The sequence below is a fragment of the Streptomyces sp. 142MFCol3.1 genome (assembly GCF_000424945.1).
Lineage (GTDB): Bacteria > Actinomycetota > Actinomycetes > Streptomycetales > Streptomycetaceae > Streptomyces > Streptomyces siamensis.
Genome location: NZ_AUKV01000005.1, coordinates 84,761 through 101,019, shown reverse-complemented (window position 1 = coordinate 101,019; position 16,259 = coordinate 84,761). Strand labels below are relative to the sequence as shown.

Here is a 16,259-nt window from a genome sequence, read left to right as displayed (position 1 = left end):
GGTGACGCGCCGCTCCGGCACCATCACGATCGGCGCACGTACCTGAGCGCGGCCCGGCCCGCTGCCGCGCCCACCGTCACGGCGAGGATCGCGGCGCCCGACGTGGCCGCCCATCCGGCGACGCTGGACGGCGGGGTGGGCCGCTGGGCGAGGCGTTCGGGCCGGTGGCCGGGCAGGTTTCCCTCGAGGCCGAGGGCCAGTACTTCGGCCAGATGCAGGGCCCGGCGGCTGGTGTCGCCCTGTTCGATCTGTGTGCGGCAGCTGAATCCGTCGGCGAGCACCAGGCTGTTCAAGGGCGCGGCGCGCACGGCGGGCAGGACGCCCTGTTCAGCGACCGCCATGGAGACCTCGTGGTGGCCGCGTTCGAAGCCGAAGTTGCCGGCGAGGCCGCAGCAACCCGCATTCAGGACGTCGGCGTCGACGCGGGCGCGACGCATCAGTTCCCGGTCGGCGTCGAACTTCATGATGGCGTGCTGGTGGCAATGGGTCTGCACCATCGCTCGCCGGGACAGCTGCGGCGGCTGCCAGTCGTCCGGCGCGTGGTGCACCAACTGCTCGGCGAAGGTGCGTACCTGCCCGGCCAGGCGCTTGACGTCCTCATCGGCCGACATCAACTCGGCCGCGTCGCTTCGGAACACCGCGGTGCAGGAGGGTTCGAGGCCGATGACGGGGGTGCCCGCATCGAGGTAGGGCCGCAGCACGTCCAGGGTGCGCCGCAGGACCTTCTCGGCGACGCCCAGCTGGCCGGTGGAGATCCATGTCAGGCCGCAGCACACGGGTTCGGTGGGCACGGCGACCTTGAAGCCGGCGTCCTCCAGGACCTGTGCCGCGGAGATGGCGATGGAGGGATGGAAGTAGGTGCTGAAGGTGTCGGGCCACAGCACCACGGTCCGTGGATCGGCCGGGTCGGGTTCGGCAACGATCTCCCGAGACTGCCACCACTGCAGGAAGGACTGCCGTGCGAACACCGGGGGCTCCCGGTCCCTGGCCACCCCGGCGAGCCGCTTGCCCAGCCCGCCCAGCCCCGGTGCCTGGAGCAGAGTGTTGACCAGGGTGGGTGCGAGGCGGGAGAGACGGGCCCACAGCGGCAGCCAGCCCATGGAGTAGTGCGCGGCGGGCCGCAGCCGACCCTCGTAGTGATGGGAGAGGAACTCGGCCTTGTAGGTCGCCATGTCGACTCCCACCGGGCAGTCCGACTTGCAGCCCTTGCAGGCCAGGCACAGGTCGAGGGCGTCCCTCACCTCGGGCGAGCGCCAGCCGTCGCTGATCACCGAGTCGGCGTGGCCGTCAAGCATCTCGAACAGAAGCCGGGCCCTGCCCCGCGTGGAGTGCTCTTCCTCCATCGTGGCCCGGTAGGAGGGGCACATCACGCCCCCCGTCCGGCTGCGGCAGTTGCCGACACCGACGCAGCGCAGCACCGCCCTGGTGAAGGAGTGGTCGTCCTCGGGATAGCCGAAGTGGGTCTCCGTTGTGCCCGGTCTCCAGGTGGCCCCCAGGCGCAGCTGTCCGTCGACCGGATTGGGGTCGACGACTTTGCCGGGATTCATCCGGTTGCCCGGATCGAACAGTCTCTTCATCTCACCGAAGGCAGTCACCAGCCGCTCGCCGAACATCCGGACCAGCAGTTCACCCCGCGCCTGTCCGTCACCGTGCTCGCCGGACAGGGAGCCGCCGTAGGAGGCGACAAGGTCTGCGGCGCGCTCCACGAAGCGCCGGAATTCGGCGATGCCCTCGGCGCTCTTCAGCCCGAAGGGAATGCGGGTGTGGACACACCCCTGTCCGAAATGCCCGTACAGGGACGGGTGATCGTAGCCGAATTCCTCGAACAGCTTCTTGAGATCCTTCAGGTACTCCCCCAGCCGCTCGGGGGGCACGGCCGAGTCCTCCCACCCTTCCCAGGTCTCCCGGTCGTCCGGCGGTCGTGCGGTGACGCCGAGACCGGCTTCACGGGCCTTGAGCATCTTTTGTTCGCGCTCGGGATCGTCCGAGAAGGCCACGTTCGCGTCCGTCTCCGTGCGGCCGACGGCGCGCAGCAGCGCGTGGGCTTGCTCGTCGACATCCTCCTGGCTGTCGCCGCTGTGCTGCACCATCAGCCAGCTGTCGCCCTCGGGAAGGACATCGAGTGATTCGAGGAATGCGCCCTCCTCGCGCATCAGCTGTGCCATGCGCCCGTCCAGAGCCTCCAACTGGCTGGGCGAACAGTGCTCCAGCAGGTGCGGCACATCGTCGGCAGCGGCGCAGATGTCGTCGTAGCCGAGGACCAGTAGCGACTGGTACGGAGGCACAGGAACGAGGTCCAGTTCCGCTCGCAGTACGGTGACCAAGGTGCCCTCGCTGCCGACCAGGGCCTTGGCCAGATCGAAGCCGTTCTCGGGCAGCAAGGAATCGAGGTTGTACCCCGACACTCGGCGCGGGATCTTTGGGTATCCGCGGCGGATGTCCGCCAGGTATTCGGTGACGATGTGGTCCAGGCCGGCGAACAGCTCGGCCTTGCGGCCCCCCTCGGCAGCGATCCGTGCCCGCTCGGCCTCGCCCGTCGGTCCCACCCACATACGCAGTCCGTCGTAGGTCAGGATCTCCAGCCAACGCACGTTGTCGACCGTCTTGCCATAGACCTGGGCGGAGGCACCGCACGAGTTGTTGCCGATCATGCCGCCCAGCGCGCAGTGGCTGTGGGTCGAGGGCTTGGGGCCGAACTGCAGCCGGTGATCCGACAGCCGCCTATTGAGTTCGTCCAGGACGATGCCCGGCTCGACCAGACACGTGCGGGCGTCGGGGTCCACGGAGATCAGAGCGTTGCAGTACTTGGTCCAGTCGATCACGACGGCCTTGTTGGTGGTTTGGCCGGCCAGACCGGTGCCGCCGCCGCGGGAGAGCACCGGCGCCCCGAAACGCGCGCACATCTCGACCACCTGTGCCCCTGCCTCCACGGAGCGCGGCACGACGACACCGATCGGCACCTGGCGATAGTTGGAGCCGTCCGTGGCGTAGGCACCTCTGCTCCCGGCGTCGAACCGGACTTCGGCGTCCACTGTCTTCCGCAGCGCCGTCCGCAGTCCGGTCACGTCCAGCGCGTCGATGTCGAGGGGCTTCGCACCAGTCATCGGGGGTGACCGCCTTCCGAAACCGTTGACCGCATTCGGCATCCCATCCTTGGCCTGCCGTGCACCGGCGCTTGCGAGTACCCGTCCCCGCGGTGCGCAAGGATGGTTTTCAGGCACTCGCCGACAGCCGGTTCCCGCCGCGTCCAGCGGTCCGTCTCCGTGATCACCGCCCCGTCGTCCCCTGCGGCGGGCGCCGCCCTTCGCGGTCGTCACCGTTCGCCGCACCGGCGCTCAGGCGTGAGGTGGCGGAATCCTTCAGGCGAGGCAGGATGTCCGTGCGGTAGAAGTCGAAGAATCCCCCCTGCTCGGGGCCGATCTGGTTCACGTAGACCTCGTCGAATCCTGCATCGGTGAACTGCCTCACCGCACGCAGGTGGGATTCCCTGTCGTCACCGCAGACGACCGCGTCGGCGACCATGGCCTCCGTGACGAGGCCTGCGGCCTGCTCGAAGTGGGCCGGCGTCGGCAGAACCTGCGCAAGCTCTCCGGGCAGCTGCTCATTGGGCCACAGCCGGTACGCCGTCTTGACGGCCTGCGTCCGGTCGGTGCCCCAGCAGACCTTCAAGCCGCCGACAACGGGCTTCTGCCCGCCCCCCGCGCGGCGGAACTGGGCCACCAGCTCCGCGTCCGGACTCATGGTCACGAAGCCGTCTCCGATGCGGCCCGCCAATGCCGCGGCCTGCGGGCCGAACCCGGAAACGTAGAGCGGGGGAGGCTTGGCCGGCAGGGTGTAAAGCCGTGCGTTCTGCACGGTGTAGTGCGTGCCGCGATGCGTGGTCTGCTCGCCGGTGAACAGCCGGCGCATCACCTGCATGGCCTCCTCGAGCATCTCCATGCGCTGGGATGCCTCGGGCCAGGCGTCTCCGAAGATGTGCTCGTTGAGGGCTTCGCCGGTGCCGAGACCGAATCGGAAGCGCCCCTCGGTCAGCACCGCGGCCGTGGCGGCCGCATGGGCGTTGACGGCTGGGTGGATGCGCACGGTGGGACAGGTGACGAGGGTCGTGATGGGCAGCGAGCAGACCTGGGACAGGGCCCCGATCATCGACCAGACGAAGGAACTCTGCCCCTGCTCGTCGTTCCACGGGTGGAAGTGGTCCGAGATCGCCAGGGCCTCGAACCCGGCCTGTTCGGCGGCACGGGCCTGGGAGAGCAGTTCTGCGGGAGTGAATTCCTCCGAGGAGAGGAAATAGCCGTACGTCGTCATGCCTGACCTTTCGTGAGCATGGTCGCGCGCTGTCCGATCCTGCTGTGGAGGTGCGACGGGTACCCGCCAGACGCTGAGCCGAACGGGTGACACGGCACGGGCTCGCGTCCGTCCCGCACGAGGGCAGTCCCTGCCCCGGGAGCCGTGACCAACCGGACCGTCACGGCGGGGCAGGCCCGATGCCTCTTCCTGGGTACCCGCTCCCGCTGGACGCCGCCACGCCACAGGAGGACCACGCGGTCCCGCAAAGTCGGGCAGGCAGAGCCATCGCCTGTGCCGCTGAAGGGGCGTCTTCGGTCTCGGGGGCGCGCTTCGTGCTTCTCGTCGCGCTCGCGGGAGGGTGGCGCCCGGCTACGGTCCGGGCAGCGGTGTTCGACGGCCCCATGGGCACGGCTCCGGTCGCGATACCGGCCGGCGTTGCTGCGAACAGCTACTGCACCGCTTTCGGCCCAGCCTGGTCACGCGTCTCCTCGACGGGATCGTGCGGACGATCCCTGTCGGGTGCCGCCGCGCCACGGCCGGCCGTCAGCCCGCGGTCCTCACCCGAGCCGACAAGAAGAGGAACGCGCGCATCAGCGCAGTCCGGCACCGTCCACGGTGAGCAGCTTCATGAGCTGAGGTCGGTGCAGGTCGGCAACGGCTTCGACCAGATCAGGGTGACGGAGCAGGACGGCGGCTTCGCTGTCCCGGCCGCTGGGATCGGTCAACCGCTGCATCGGGCCGGCGCTTTTGTGGTGTTCGGTCTCGTTGAGCGCTTCGCGGGCGAGTTTGGCCAGGGCAGGGTCGGCCAGAAGGCAGGCGGCCCAGCTGACGACGGTTTCATCGGCCCAGGTTCGCCAGGCCTCGTCGTCCTGGGGTGGGATGCACCCGATGAGCCGGTCCAGCCGATGCGAGCCACTGGGCGCGAGCAGATGCAGCAGCTCTACATCGATGCTCGTGGGGTAGAGCAGGGAAGCCGCGAGCGTGACCGCCTGTCCGGCCTGGGCCTCGGCCAGCGCCTGGCTGAGCGCACCCGAGGCGGAAGGGTAGGCGTTCAGAAGCCATCGGGTGGAGGCGGCGATGACAGGTGTCAGGTCGTTGGGCACGGCGGTGGGTCCCTCGGGAGCGTGCTCGACGTGTCCGGCCATCCGTCACGCGAGCGGCTTCGCGGAGCCGCACTGCCCCACGCGTGGCACGACAGCCTAGGTCGCCTGCCGGGAAGGGAAAATGATCCGGGTCACAGCCTGCGCCGTCGTCCTCGAGCTCCTGCTCGCCCGAGGCGCCGACGACTGCGGAGCCATGACATTCGCCCGTGCGGTCCTCATGCGGCGCATGCGCCCGGCGGGACCGGGAACCGCTGTCTCGTGGCCATGAACCATGACGAAGCACCCGTACTGAGGCGTTCGCCCGATACCGCGTGGCCGCTGACGAAACCCGGGTACACCCCGCCCGGACACCGGCAGGCCGAGCGCGGATCCGCGCTCGGCGGGTACTGGGAGACGCGGTGTTCCACGTAGGCGTGCTGGCCGACGCGGGTCCGGGCACTAGCTGTCGAGGTCGACATCGTCGAAAAGCGTGAGCATCCGGCCGAGCACTCGGACGCAGGTGTCCACATCGGCAGCGGTGAGATCGTCCGCCGCCTCTCGCAGCAGCGCGTGTTCCCGGGCGACAACGGCCTCGATCGCCGTGCCACCGCTGCCGGTCAGCCGGATCAGAGAGGACCGAGCATGCGCCGGGTTCGGCACGGCCTCCACCAGACCGCTCGCCGCCGCGTCGTTGACCATCCGCTGGACGAACTGGCGGCTGATCGACTGCGCTCGGCCCATTTGGGGAACCGTCATCGGCCCGTGCTCGCGCAGGAGATCGAGCACCGCGCGCACTCCCACCGACAGGCCCTGCCCCGCGGCGTCCTGTTCGATCTTCCGTTGAACACGCCGGTAGAGCGGTCCGATCAGGGCGAAGATCTCCATCAGCCGAGGCCCCGCCTCGTCGGGCGACAGTGGGCGTTCTTCATCACTCACGCGTCGATGATAAATGACAATCCAGTTGTCATCCAGCTGGACATATGACAACTTGGTTGTCATGACTTCGGTTTCCGACCTCCGCTTCTTCCCATCCTCCGACGGCGACCTCGCCTACCGCGACACCGGCGGCACCGGCCTGCCCGTCGCGCTGCTGCACGCGAGTTTCGTCGACCACACCATGTTCGACGAGCAAGTCCCCGCGCTCTCACGGGAGTTCCGTGTGATCACACCCGACGCCCGCGGCCACGGACGGTCCGCCAACGCGAGCCGCCCGTTCCGGCAGGCCGACGATCTCGCCGAGCTGCTGCACCACCTGGACACCGGCCCCGCCGTCCTCGTCGGCGTCTCCATGGGCGCGGTGCTCGCCGTGGCGACCGCGCTGGAACACCCCGAGCTGGTCCGGGCCCTGGTCATCTCCGGCGGCGGCACGAACGAATACGAGTTCACCGAGCCGTGGTCCAAGCAATTCCAGAACGCCCAGTTCAACGCCCTGGCCTCTGGTGACATCGCGGCCTGGCACGATGCGAGCGACGCCTGGGCGCACGGCCCCGAGCGCCCGCGGGACGCGGTCCGGCCCGAGGTCTACACACGCCTCCGCGAGATGCGCCAGCGAACCATCAGCAAGCACACGCCCGACGAACCCGATCACCACATCCCGGTCAAGGACCTCCGCACCCGGGCCGGCCACATCACCGTCCCCGTGCTCGCTCTCAACGGCGCACAAGACGCACCCGAACTCCGCGCCATGGCCGACTCCATAGCCCGCACGGCACCACGCGGCCGGACGGCCGCGATCGACGACGCCGCCCACTTCCCCAACCTCGACCGCCCCGACGAGTACACCCGGATCGTCACCGACTTCCTCCACGGCCTGGATCAGGAACTGTCCGCCCGCCCCTGAGCGTCAGGGGCCCGACTGGAGAGTCCGCCAGCATGGGGCCTCGTCATCGGGGACGTCCGGGGACGCGAAGTGGAAAGGCACCCCGAGGTGGTGGGCCAGGGCCTGCCCCGCGCCGGTGGCGACGGTGCCCGGTGCAGCCGCGCCGGAACGGTGATACACAGTCGCCAAGTGGCCTTCCCCAAAGGGGCCGTCCAGGACGGCGACCAGGACCACGAACCAGTCGTGGACGGTGTCGCCGTCCCAGACGGCCTCGACGGCGGCCACCCGGCCGGGGAGGGCTTCCGCTCGGGCTGCGAGTGAGGAGACGTCGAGCGCGTCAGGCGGTGTGCGTCGCACTCGGTCGCGCAAAGCCTCGTAGCGCGCGTGGACCACCTTCTCCGCCTCGAACAGGCCCACCCCCAACGGGCGCAACGCTTCCAGCACTGCCTTGACCGCCCTGAGTCGGCGGTCGCGCAGCACGTTCGCGTCGACGTCCCTTCGGGTGCGCTCCTCCAGGTAGGGCCACCAACCGCTCACGGGGCGGCCCGGGCGCAGGCCGTGAAGTGCGTCATGGGCCGAACGTACCTCACCGGTGCGGCCGCCGGCCGGGGTCGCCTACTGCAGACACGAGGCCCCCGGCAGGCCTGCGTGCTGCCGACAGAGCTAGCTCTGCGGGACGTCCTTGACGAACACGATCCCGTCGTTCCCGGCCAGATGGGCCGGGTCGAGTGGGGCGTAGCCGAAGTAGGGGGACACACGAGGGGCGGGTCGACTGTCGCCGAGGACGGTGGCGAGCCGGGGGGCGTCGACGAGGTAGCGGTCCTCGGGGAGTGCGTACAGGAGACCTTCGACGGTGTCCGGCGGCGGGGTTTCCACTCCCTGGTGCCGGATCGTGCCGAGCGCCGTGGCGAGGAAGGCGTACCTCTCGCCCAGATGGGCGCCGGCGAGCGCACCGGCGCTCCACCACTGCAGCGGGCGGCCGCTCATCCGCATGGTGCTCTTGTCCCGCTGGAGGTGGCCGTTGTGGGCGTGCACCAGTGCCGGTGCTCGCCGGGCGATGGCGAGGAGGTTGTCGGCCATCATCGAATCGCGCAGACCCACCAGCCGCGTCATTCGGCTCGGTGAGGTGTCGGCCATCCAGTAGTGGTAGCGCAGCAGACTGATGGCGGTGCGCGCGTAGAGGCGTGCCCGCTCACGGTCCTGCGGCGACGAGACCGCAATCAGGTGCGGTGTGTGCTCATCGAGCAGCGCCGCCAAGTCGTCCGCGTACAGCCGCAGTTCCTTGGCCTCGGCCGACTGCCCCACGGAGCGATCCGGTTCCGTCATCGCGGCGGGATCCGTCCACCGGTCGTCGGTGCCGAGGAGGCGGGCGAGCGTGTCCGCGGTGCACGGGAGCAGGTCCGCGTCCACCCGGGCCGCAAGGTAGTCGTGGAGTGAGGTGAGAGCCTGTCGGGGGCTGGCGGCCTCGGTCATCTCCAGCGGGCCGTCGATACCCGCGAAGTGGACCTGTTCGGGTGCGGGCCGGACGTCGTTGTACGCGCGCATCCACCGCACCAACTCGCGATTGGGCGCGGAGGTGTTGAACCAGGTGTGGCTGAAGCCGCGCTCCATGACGTCGTCGAGGCTGCCGATCCCCGAGGTGACGTAGTCGTCCACGATCAGGCCCCTGATGCAGTCGCTCTCGATGGCGATCGTCCGGTAGCCCTCCTGCTCGACGAGGTGCCGGAACAGTTCGTTGCGCAGTTCGAGGAGTGTGTCCTCGCCATGGGTGGGCTCGCCGAGTGCGAGCAGTTGCGGTCGGGCCGGAAGCAGTTTCATGACGGCGGCGGCCTCGACGACATGGGCGGTGTCCGTGATGTCGATGTTCATGCCATCAACGCTATCGTTGAACCTCCGGTTGAAACTTTTCTACGATATCGGCAGGGCCATGGGTCGAAACTCTCAAAACCACAGACACCTCAGGCCGGTCGACCTGGCGCGCGCGCACGGCCTGTCCACGCAGGCCGTCAGGAATTACGAGCTGGCCGGCATCCTTCCGGCCGCCCCTCGCACGCCCCATGGCTATCGCACCTACACCTCGCTGCACGCGGGGGCACTGCGCGCGTTCCTCGCCCTGGTGCCGGGCCACGGACACCGGACGGCGACGGCGATCATGCGGGCGGTGAACGAGGGATCGGCCGAGGAGGCGTTCCGCCTCATCGACGAGAGCCACGCCCAACTCCTCGACGACCGTCGAACCCTCCAGGCCGTGGAGGGCGCCCTGCGTGACCTGGGGCCCATCACGGCGCCCGAAGCCGGCGTGGGCCCCGAGCCGGCCGTGATGTCCGGGGCCGGCGGCACGTTCATCGGGCCGCTGGCCGGGAAGCTCGGTATCCGGCCGGCGACGCTGCGCAAATGGGAGCATGCAGGACTGGTGAGCCCCCGGCGCGATCCGCGGACCGGGTATCGCGTGTACGACGAGGCCGACGTCAGGGACGCACGGCTGGCCCACCAACTCCGCAGGGGCGGCTACCTGTTGGAACAGATTGCCCCGCTGATCACCCAGGTGCGAGCCGCCGGCGGGCTGGAGCCGCTCGAAGCCGCACTGTGCGACTGGCGCGACCGGCTGTCCGCCTGCGGGCGGGCGATGCTGGCCGGGGCCGCCGAGTTGGAGGCGTACCTGCGCGAGCACCCTGCATGACGTCTGCGAGTGCCTCGGCCGTGGGCTCATCCGCCCACGGTGGATCCGGGATGCGAGCGCAGGAGCCCGTGTCCAGGTTGTTGGTAGTCTCCGCCTCTACGGCGACGGGAGACGGAAGATGGAAGCGGGGCCGTCGAGTCCTCGAAGACCCTGGTCCGGAGGAGTTCTGTTCGGCGTCCTTTTCGGGGGTCTGACCTCGGTGGTCTCCGTCGTCGTCATCGGGCGGGTGTGGGCTGCGTGCGACGTCGGCGTCAACGCCGGTGCCGACAGCATGACTTTGCTCTTCCTCGCCCCTCTCATATGGCTCGCGGCGGCTGTTCCGTGGGTCGTGTTGCACGGCATGCTGGGAAGGCGTCACCGGCGTGCGTCACTGGCCACGGGGATCGTCTTCACCGTGTGGTTCACATGGTTCCTGGTGACGTGGCTCGGCTTGGCGGACTCGTATCCTGACCCGTCGTGCCCGGAGAACGTGCCTTCCTGGTGGCCCGGTTTCATCCCCGCCTGAGCGCGCGTCCCGCGCTGGGATCGATCTCTTGTCCCCGCCATGAGCCGGTCGGTTTCCGCCGTGAGGCGGTCGAGCCCTGCCATGAGCCGGTGGTGAAGGCCACGTCCAGGGCGCGGGTTCATGGCGCCCGAGCCTCCGTCAGCCCGCGGCCCGCCCCGCCGCAGAACCGCCCGCCCGTGGACGGCTTGGCGGTCTCCCCCAGCTTCCGCACCCCGGCGCCGCCGACCCTCATTCAGGAGTCATGAGGCGCGGCGGTAGACGGCTGCGGGTCCGATGACGCGGGGGCCGAACTTGTCGCGGAGAACTCGGATGCCTTCCGCACTCCAGCCACGGCACGCACCCGGTGGGGTCCGCCGTCACCCTCCGGCCGGTAGCCCCTCTGCCGGACCCCCGCTGCCCGTCAGGAGACCGTCGCCGGGGCTTCCCGCACAATGACGTTGGCGTGGCTCTCCTGGAAGCTCTGATCCGAGACGAGGGTCAGCCGGGCCGTCGACTGGAATTCCGGCAGAGTGGTGGAGCCGCAGGACACCATCGTGGCCTTGAGCTTGGCGATGGTCAGGGCGAGCCCTTCATCGAGGTCGCCCGCGTAGGGGACGTGGCCGTCCACGCCTTCCTCGAAGACCAGCCCCTGGCCTCCCTGTCCATAGCGTTGCCAGTTGCGGGCCCGGTTCGAGCCCTCGCCCCAGTACTCCTTCACGAAGCCGTCGCGCGTGGGCAGCTTCGCGCCGGCCGCCTGGTCGAAGCGTGCGAAGTACCGGCCCATCATGACGAAGTCGGCTCCCATCGCGAGCGCCAGGGAGACGTGGTAGTCGTGCACCAGCCCGCCGTCCGAACAGATGGGCACGTACTCGCCGGTGCGCTCACGGAAGGCGTCCCGGGCCGCCGCCACGTCCAGCACGGCGCTGGCCTGGCCGCGGCCGATGCCCTTCTGGTCCCGGGTGATGCAGATGGAACCGCCACCCACCCCGACCTTGACGAAGTCCGCCCCCGCCTCGGCGAGGAAGGTGAAGGCTTCGCCGTCGACCACATTGCCGCCGCCGACCGGGACCTCCGGATAGTGCTTCTTCACCCAGGTCAGAGCCTTCGCCTGCCAGTCGCTGTAGCCGTCGGACGAGTCGAAGCACAATGCGTCCACACCCGCCTCCAGCAGGGCGGGAACGCGCTCCTGATAGTCGTGGGTGTTGATACCCGCGCCCACGCGCAGACGCTTGGCACCGTCCACGACCTGGTTCGGGAAACGCTTGTTGTCCGCGTAGTCGGAACGGAACACCAGATGCTGCAGGTGGCCCTCGGTGTCGAGCACCGGGAGACAGTCCAGCCGCTCGTCCCACAACCGCGCGTTGGCCTCGGACAGCGTGATGTCGGGCCCGGCGGGAGCCAGGTCGGCGGCAGCGGTCATGCGTCCACTGACCGGACCGTCCAGATCGTGGCGCTGGGGGTGGAAGTCCCGGGAGGTCACCAGGCCGAGCAGGCGGCCGGTGGCCGTCCCGTCGTGGGTGACCGCGGCGGTGCTGTGGCCGGTGCGGCGCATGACGTCGACCAGGATGCTCAGGCTGTCGCCGGGCCGGACGTTCGTGTCGCTGGTGACGAATCCGGCCTTGAAGTTCTTCACCTGGCGGACCGCCGAGGCCTGGTCCTGGATCGGCTGGTTGTGGTGCAGGAAGCTGAGACCGCCGTTGCGCGCGAGCGCGATCGCCAGCTCGGGTGTGCTGACAGCCTGCATGATCGCGGACGTGAACGGGGACCGCAGCTCGATCGCCGACGCCTCGCCTGCGATGTGCCGTACGAGGGGCGCACGCAGATCGACCGTCGCGACCGAGCAGTCGGTCCGGGTCCGGTTCGGCAGGAGCAGAAACTCGTTGAACGTCCGTGAGACCTCGGCGATGATCTGTGCCACTCGTTCCTCCTGACCCGTCGGCCGGGGCCCGACTGCCCCCGCCGTGAGGATCGCCCCCGTGTCCCCGGGCCCGGGCAGGCAGAGTTCGGCACGGCAGCCGTGAAGGTGCCACCGACTGCGGCAGAGCCCTGACCGGCCCGTGGATCGAACGGGGTGCGGTCGTGACCCCGCACCCTATCGATCAACGCGGCTGCCGCACGAATCGTGTGATCCCTAACCGATCGCCAACACCCCTGGTCGGGTGCATCAGTTCCTCGGTGCCGGCCGACCTGGCCCCGGGCGCGAAGCACCGGACGCAGTGGCCTCTGAGCGGCTCACCGCCGGCGCAAGCCGGGTCCGACGCCCTCAACCGACGCCGGCCACCAAGGGCCGCGCCCGCAGGGGACGCCCCCGCCGAAGGCTAGGTCGCGCCCAGGTCGGCGTACAGCAGGTGGTGGTCCGAGTACGGGCTGGGATGCACACGACGGGCGAGTGGGACGATGCCCCGCAGGAAGACGTAGTCGAACTTGCTGTACCAGTCGGTGGTCGGCTCGCAGGCGCCGACGGGCGAGGGACGGCACTGGCGGTCCGCGTCCGCGGCCAGTGGCCACATCCGGCTGAGTTCGGCGGCGTCCGGCACGGAATTGAAGTCGCCGAGAACGATCGCGCGGTCGTGCCGGGCGACTTCCGCGGCGAGTACGCCGACCTGGCCCGCTCGGACTGCTTCTTGACGCCGCTGGGCGAGGTGGGTGTTGAAGACGCGGACGGAACGGCCGCTCACCGTGGTGGTGACCGCCATGTACCCACGGTCCTCGGATCCACCGTCCGGGTATTCGACGGTCACGCGGTCCGTCATCGGTGCCGCCGAGAGGATCGCCTGACCGAAGCCCCCCGGGCGCCACGGCCATCCCCCGCAGCGGCCCCAGTTCCGGAGAACCGACCCGTACTCGACGTGGTACACAAGCCCGTAGAAGTTCTCCAGGTACTGCCGGATCTTCTCGACGTCACGCACGCAGGCTTCTTGCAGGCCGACGACCTGCGGCGCATACGTGGCGATCTCCATGGCGCGGCCGAGGTTCTGCCCGCTTCGGTTGCAGGGATTGCAGATGTTCCACGTCAGGACCCTGTTCGGTACGAAGCCCGTGGCGGCGTCGGCCGGCAGCGGCTCGGCGACCGGGGCACCCCTCGGTGCGCTGGGGCCGATGAGCAGCAGGCAGAGAGCGGCCACGGCGCCCGCGAGCAACCGCGTGCCCCTTCCGAGCATCATCGCCTCCCCAGAGTTGATGCCCAGGGCATCACATGGCGTCTCCGTGCACGAGGGTATGACACGGGTGGTCGACGGCACGTGCGCTGCCCGTCGCATGCGCGCCGGGTGCGGTAGAACTCGAACGTCTCCCGGAACTGCCTGCCGGCGGCCTCCAGGTCGGTTGCGGAGTCGGGAGACTGGACGCACGCCGGAACCCGCCGTCACCCATCTCGCTGTGAGGCGTCGCGGCGGAGCGGGTGGCCGGCGGTCGTCAGGTGCGACTCGGCGCCGGCTCCGGCTCCGGCTCCGAGTGCTGCGCTGACGCGCGTCGCGGGAGCAGCAGCGGGGTTGCCAGCAGAAACACACCGGCCAGGCCGATGGCCGCGCGCGGCCCGAGCAGGCCGCCCAGCAGGCCCCAGAGCGCCGTCAGGAGCGCGGTCGAGGCTTTGGTCGTCACCGCCCAGGCGGTCAGTGTGCGGGCGACGCGGTCGGTCGCGGTGCGTTCGAGGCGGAAGGTGGTGCAGACGGGGTTGAAGACCCCGCAGCAGAAGATGAGCCCGAGTTCGACGCCCATCACCAGGAGCAGCCCTCCGGTCCCCGGCCCCAGGAAGGCCAGGCCGATGGGCCAGATCGCGCGCAGCGCCCCGGTGAGGACCAGGACCTGGCGCAGGCCGAAGCGGGTGACGAGAGGCCGCGCCAGCCGCGAACCGAGCAGCCCGCCGATCGCGGGCGCGGCGAAGGCGATGCCGTACTGCCACGGTGCGAACCCGAGCCGGCCGAGCATCAGGACGGCCAGCAGCGGCTGGGTGGCCATCACCAGACCGTTGAACAAGGCGGCGTTGAAGAACAGCGGACGCAGTGTCGCGTCGGCGAGGATGTACCGCCAGCCGTCCAGCAGGTCCCCGGCCCGCATACGCGCGACCTTCCCGCGCTCGGGCCGCGGCTCGTGCCCGCCCGTCGCGCGAATGCCCAGGGCCGAGAGCAGATAGCTGGCCGCGTCGGCCACCACCGTCGCCACCGGGCCGAGGAGCCCGATCGCCGCGCCGCCCAACGGCGGTCCGATGATCGTGGTCGCCCAGGCCGTCGACTCGAAGCGGGCGTTGGCGACGAGCAGGTCATCGGTCGGCAGCAGCGTCTTCAGGTACGCGCCGGAGGCCGCGCGGAAGGCGATGTCGGCCGCAGCGACGACGACCGAGACCAGCAGGAGCTGTAGGAAGGTGAGCACGCCGAGCGCGAACGCGGCAGGGATCGTCAGGAGCGCCGCGCAGCGGACCAGGTCCGTGGCGACCAGCACCTGTCGCTTGCGGCGGAACTCCACCCACGGGCCGAGCGGCACCGCCACGGCAGCCCCGACCGCCGCTCCCACGGAGGAGAGCGCGGCGACCTCGGCCGGCCCGGAGTGCAGCACCCTGATAGCGATCAGCGGGAACGCGCCGAAGGCGAGCCACGTGCCGAGCGCGCTGGTCCCGTACGCTCCCCAGAGCCACCCGAACGGCCGCCCCAGCCGGTGCCCGCTCCTCATGCCCGACACCCCTCGCCACTCATCCGCACAACCACCCCGCGATCCACACAACCGATCCGCGACCGCAAGCATCAAAGCGAGCCCCACGACCTGCGGTCAAACAACCACGGAGCCAAGAGCCACAACCAATGGTTGTGGCCGTAGGGTGTCGGCATGGACCTCGACACCGTCCGCACCTTCGTCATCGCCGCCGACGCGGGACGGTTCCAGGAGGCCGCCGCCGAGCTGGCGGTCAGCCAGCAGGCCGTCTCCAAGCGCATCGCCGCGCTTGAGCGCAACCTCGGTGTACGGCTGTTCACCCGCACGCCGCGGGGGGCCGAACTCACCATCGACGGGCAGGCGTTCCTGCCCCACGCGCGCGAGCTGCTGCGCGTCGCCGAGCGCGCGGTCGCGTCCGTGCGTACCGGCCGCCGTCCGCTGCGCGTCGACGTGATCGCCTCGCGCGGTGCGGCGTCGGGCCTGATGCGTGGCTTCCACCGCGCGTACCCCGAGATCGAACTCGACGTCGTGATGCTGCTCGACATCGAGACGGCCGTCACCGCCATCGGGTCCGGTGCGATCGACGCGTCCTTCCGCGCCGTCGCCGCGCCCGACCGGCCTCTCCCCGAGGACATCGAGTCCGTCCGGGTGCTCGACGAGCCGCTCCAGCTGCTCACCGGTCCCGCCCACGCGCTGGCGTCCGCCCGGTCGGTGGCCCTCGCCCACCTCGCCGGACACCGGATCTGGATGCCCGGCATCATCCCCGGCAGCGAATGGGCCGCCTACTACGACGATCTCGTCGCCGAGTTCGGCCTCACCATCGAGGCGACCGGCCCGAACTTCGGTTCCGACGCACTCCTCGACACCATCGCCGACACCCCGGCCCTGGCCACCTTCATGGGCGGGCAGACCCGCCTCGTCTGGCCCGCCGGCCACGGTCTGCGCCGTATCCCGGTCACCGACCCGACACCCGTGTACCCGCACTCCCTCCTCTGGCACCGCGACAACCCCCACCCGGCCCTGACCACGCTCCGCGCCCACCTCGCCGCCACCACGGCCGACCACGACGCCGCCGGCACCTGGACGCCGAGCTGGGTCCTTCCGCGCTGAGCAGCGCCGCTTCAGCTCAAAAGGCCCGGACAGCGGCCACCCCGGCGGGTTACGGCAGCACCCAAGTGACCTCTGCGCCAGTGGAGTTGGCGAGGTCCGGCGTTCCGGTCGGTGCCCGATGCCTGAGTCCTCCCGTGAAAATGACGTGCC

General features: G+C 70.0%; 12 protein-coding genes. 3 read left to right on the top strand and 9 right to left on the bottom strand.

Going from position 1 to position 16,259, the window contains the following annotated elements:
* Window positions 1–23: 23 nt before the first annotated feature.
* The 4 genes from H305_RS0108630 to H305_RS0108610 form a co-directional block, all read right to left on the bottom strand.
* Window positions 24–3,104: an FAD-binding and (Fe-S)-binding domain-containing protein gene (locus H305_RS0108630; protein WP_037763041.1), complete on the bottom strand. Its 3,081-nt coding sequence runs from the start codon at window positions 3,102–3,104 to the stop codon at window positions 24–26.
* Window positions 3,105–3,267: 163 nt separating this feature from the next.
* On the bottom strand, window positions 3,268–4,308 hold the full coding sequence (locus H305_RS45015) for a TIGR03557 family F420-dependent LLM class oxidoreductase (RefSeq protein WP_051370455.1): 1,041 nt from the start codon (window positions 4,306–4,308) through the stop codon (window positions 3,268–3,270).
* 572 nt (window positions 4,309–4,880) lie between these two features.
* Window positions 4,881–5,393, bottom strand: coding sequence for a hypothetical protein (locus H305_RS0108620; protein ID WP_028800039.1), 513 nt, complete (start codon window positions 5,391–5,393; stop codon window positions 4,881–4,883).
* Between the two features lie 438 nt (window positions 5,394–5,831).
* Complete coding sequence (locus tag H305_RS0108610; RefSeq protein ID WP_028800038.1) at window positions 5,832–6,308, bottom strand: MarR family winged helix-turn-helix transcriptional regulator; 477 nt, start codon at window positions 6,306–6,308, stop codon at window positions 5,832–5,834.
* 61 nt (window positions 6,309–6,369) lie between these two features.
* Here H305_RS0108610 and H305_RS0108605 point away from each other — a divergent pair, with 61 nt between their 5' ends.
* The gene (locus H305_RS0108605; protein ID WP_037763038.1) at window positions 6,370–7,212 is read left to right on the top strand and encodes an alpha/beta fold hydrolase; all 843 of its coding nucleotides are present in this window, start codon (window positions 6,370–6,372) and stop codon (window positions 7,210–7,212) included.
* A gap of 3 nt (window positions 7,213–7,215) precedes the next feature.
* Here H305_RS0108605 and H305_RS0108600 read toward each other — a convergent pair whose 3' ends face one another.
* Together H305_RS0108600 and H305_RS0108595 are read right to left on the bottom strand one after the other, a co-directional pair.
* A complete protein-coding gene (locus H305_RS0108600) occupies window positions 7,216–7,728 on the bottom strand; it encodes a hypothetical protein (protein ID WP_028800036.1) in 513 nt (170 codons plus the stop codon).
* A 126-nt stretch (window positions 7,729–7,854) separates the two neighbouring features.
* Window positions 7,855–9,060: an erythromycin esterase family protein gene (locus tag H305_RS0108595; protein WP_028800035.1), complete on the bottom strand. Its 1,206-nt coding sequence runs from the start codon at window positions 9,058–9,060 to the stop codon at window positions 7,855–7,857.
* A gap of 58 nt (window positions 9,061–9,118) precedes the next feature.
* Between H305_RS0108595 and H305_RS0108590 the strand changes: the two genes are divergently transcribed.
* Complete coding sequence (locus tag H305_RS0108590) at window positions 9,119–9,871, top strand: TioE family transcriptional regulator (protein ID WP_028800034.1); 753 nt, start codon at window positions 9,119–9,121, stop codon at window positions 9,869–9,871.
* Window positions 9,872–10,776: 905 nt separating this feature from the next.
* Here the strand turns inward: H305_RS0108590 and H305_RS0108580 are convergent.
* The 3 genes from H305_RS0108580 to H305_RS0108570 all read right to left on the bottom strand — a co-directional run bounded on the left by H305_RS0108580 (window position 10,777) and on the right by H305_RS0108570 (window position 15,020).
* Complete coding sequence (locus tag H305_RS0108580) at window positions 10,777–12,273, bottom strand: IMP dehydrogenase (RefSeq protein WP_028800032.1); 1,497 nt, start codon at window positions 12,271–12,273, stop codon at window positions 10,777–10,779.
* Window positions 12,274–12,673: 400 nt separating this feature from the next.
* Window positions 12,674–13,519, bottom strand: coding sequence for an endonuclease/exonuclease/phosphatase family protein (locus tag H305_RS0108575; RefSeq protein ID WP_037763035.1), 846 nt, complete (start codon window positions 13,517–13,519; stop codon window positions 12,674–12,676).
* 250 nt (window positions 13,520–13,769) lie between these two features.
* Window positions 13,770–15,020, bottom strand: coding sequence for an MFS transporter (locus H305_RS0108570; RefSeq protein ID WP_028800030.1), 1,251 nt, complete (start codon window positions 15,018–15,020; stop codon window positions 13,770–13,772).
* A 153-nt stretch (window positions 15,021–15,173) separates the two neighbouring features.
* Here H305_RS0108570 and H305_RS0108565 point away from each other — a divergent pair, with 153 nt between their 5' ends.
* Window positions 15,174–16,109 carry a LysR family transcriptional regulator gene (locus H305_RS0108565; protein WP_028800029.1) on the top strand — a complete coding sequence of 312 codons (936 nt, stop codon included), beginning with the start codon at window positions 15,174–15,176 and terminating at the stop codon, window positions 16,107–16,109.
* Window positions 16,110–16,259: the final 150 nt, after the last annotated feature.

Coding starts and splice junctions, on each gene's coding strand:
- H305_RS0108630 (WP_037763041.1), bottom strand. CDS start 3,104: ATGACTGGTGCGAAGCCCCTCGACATCGACGCGCTGGACGTGACCGGA.
- H305_RS45015 (WP_051370455.1), bottom strand. CDS start 4,308: ATGACGACGTACGGCTATTTCCTCTCCTCGGAGGAATTCACTCCCGCA.
- H305_RS0108605 (WP_037763038.1), top strand. CDS start 6,370: ATGACTTCGGTTTCCGACCTCCGCTTCTTCCCATCCTCCGACGGCGAC.
- H305_RS0108595 (WP_028800035.1), bottom strand. CDS start 9,060: ATGAACATCGACATCACGGACACCGCCCATGTCGTCGAGGCCGCCGCC.
- H305_RS0108590 (WP_028800034.1), top strand. CDS start 9,119: ATGGGTCGAAACTCTCAAAACCACAGACACCTCAGGCCGGTCGACCTG.
- H305_RS0108575 (WP_037763035.1), bottom strand. CDS start 13,519: ATGATGCTCGGAAGGGGCACGCGGTTGCTCGCGGGCGCCGTGGCCGCT.
- H305_RS0108570 (WP_028800030.1), bottom strand. CDS start 15,020: ATGAGGAGCGGGCACCGGCTGGGGCGGCCGTTCGGGTGGCTCTGGGGA.
- H305_RS0108565 (WP_028800029.1), top strand. CDS start 15,174: ATGGACCTCGACACCGTCCGCACCTTCGTCATCGCCGCCGACGCGGGA.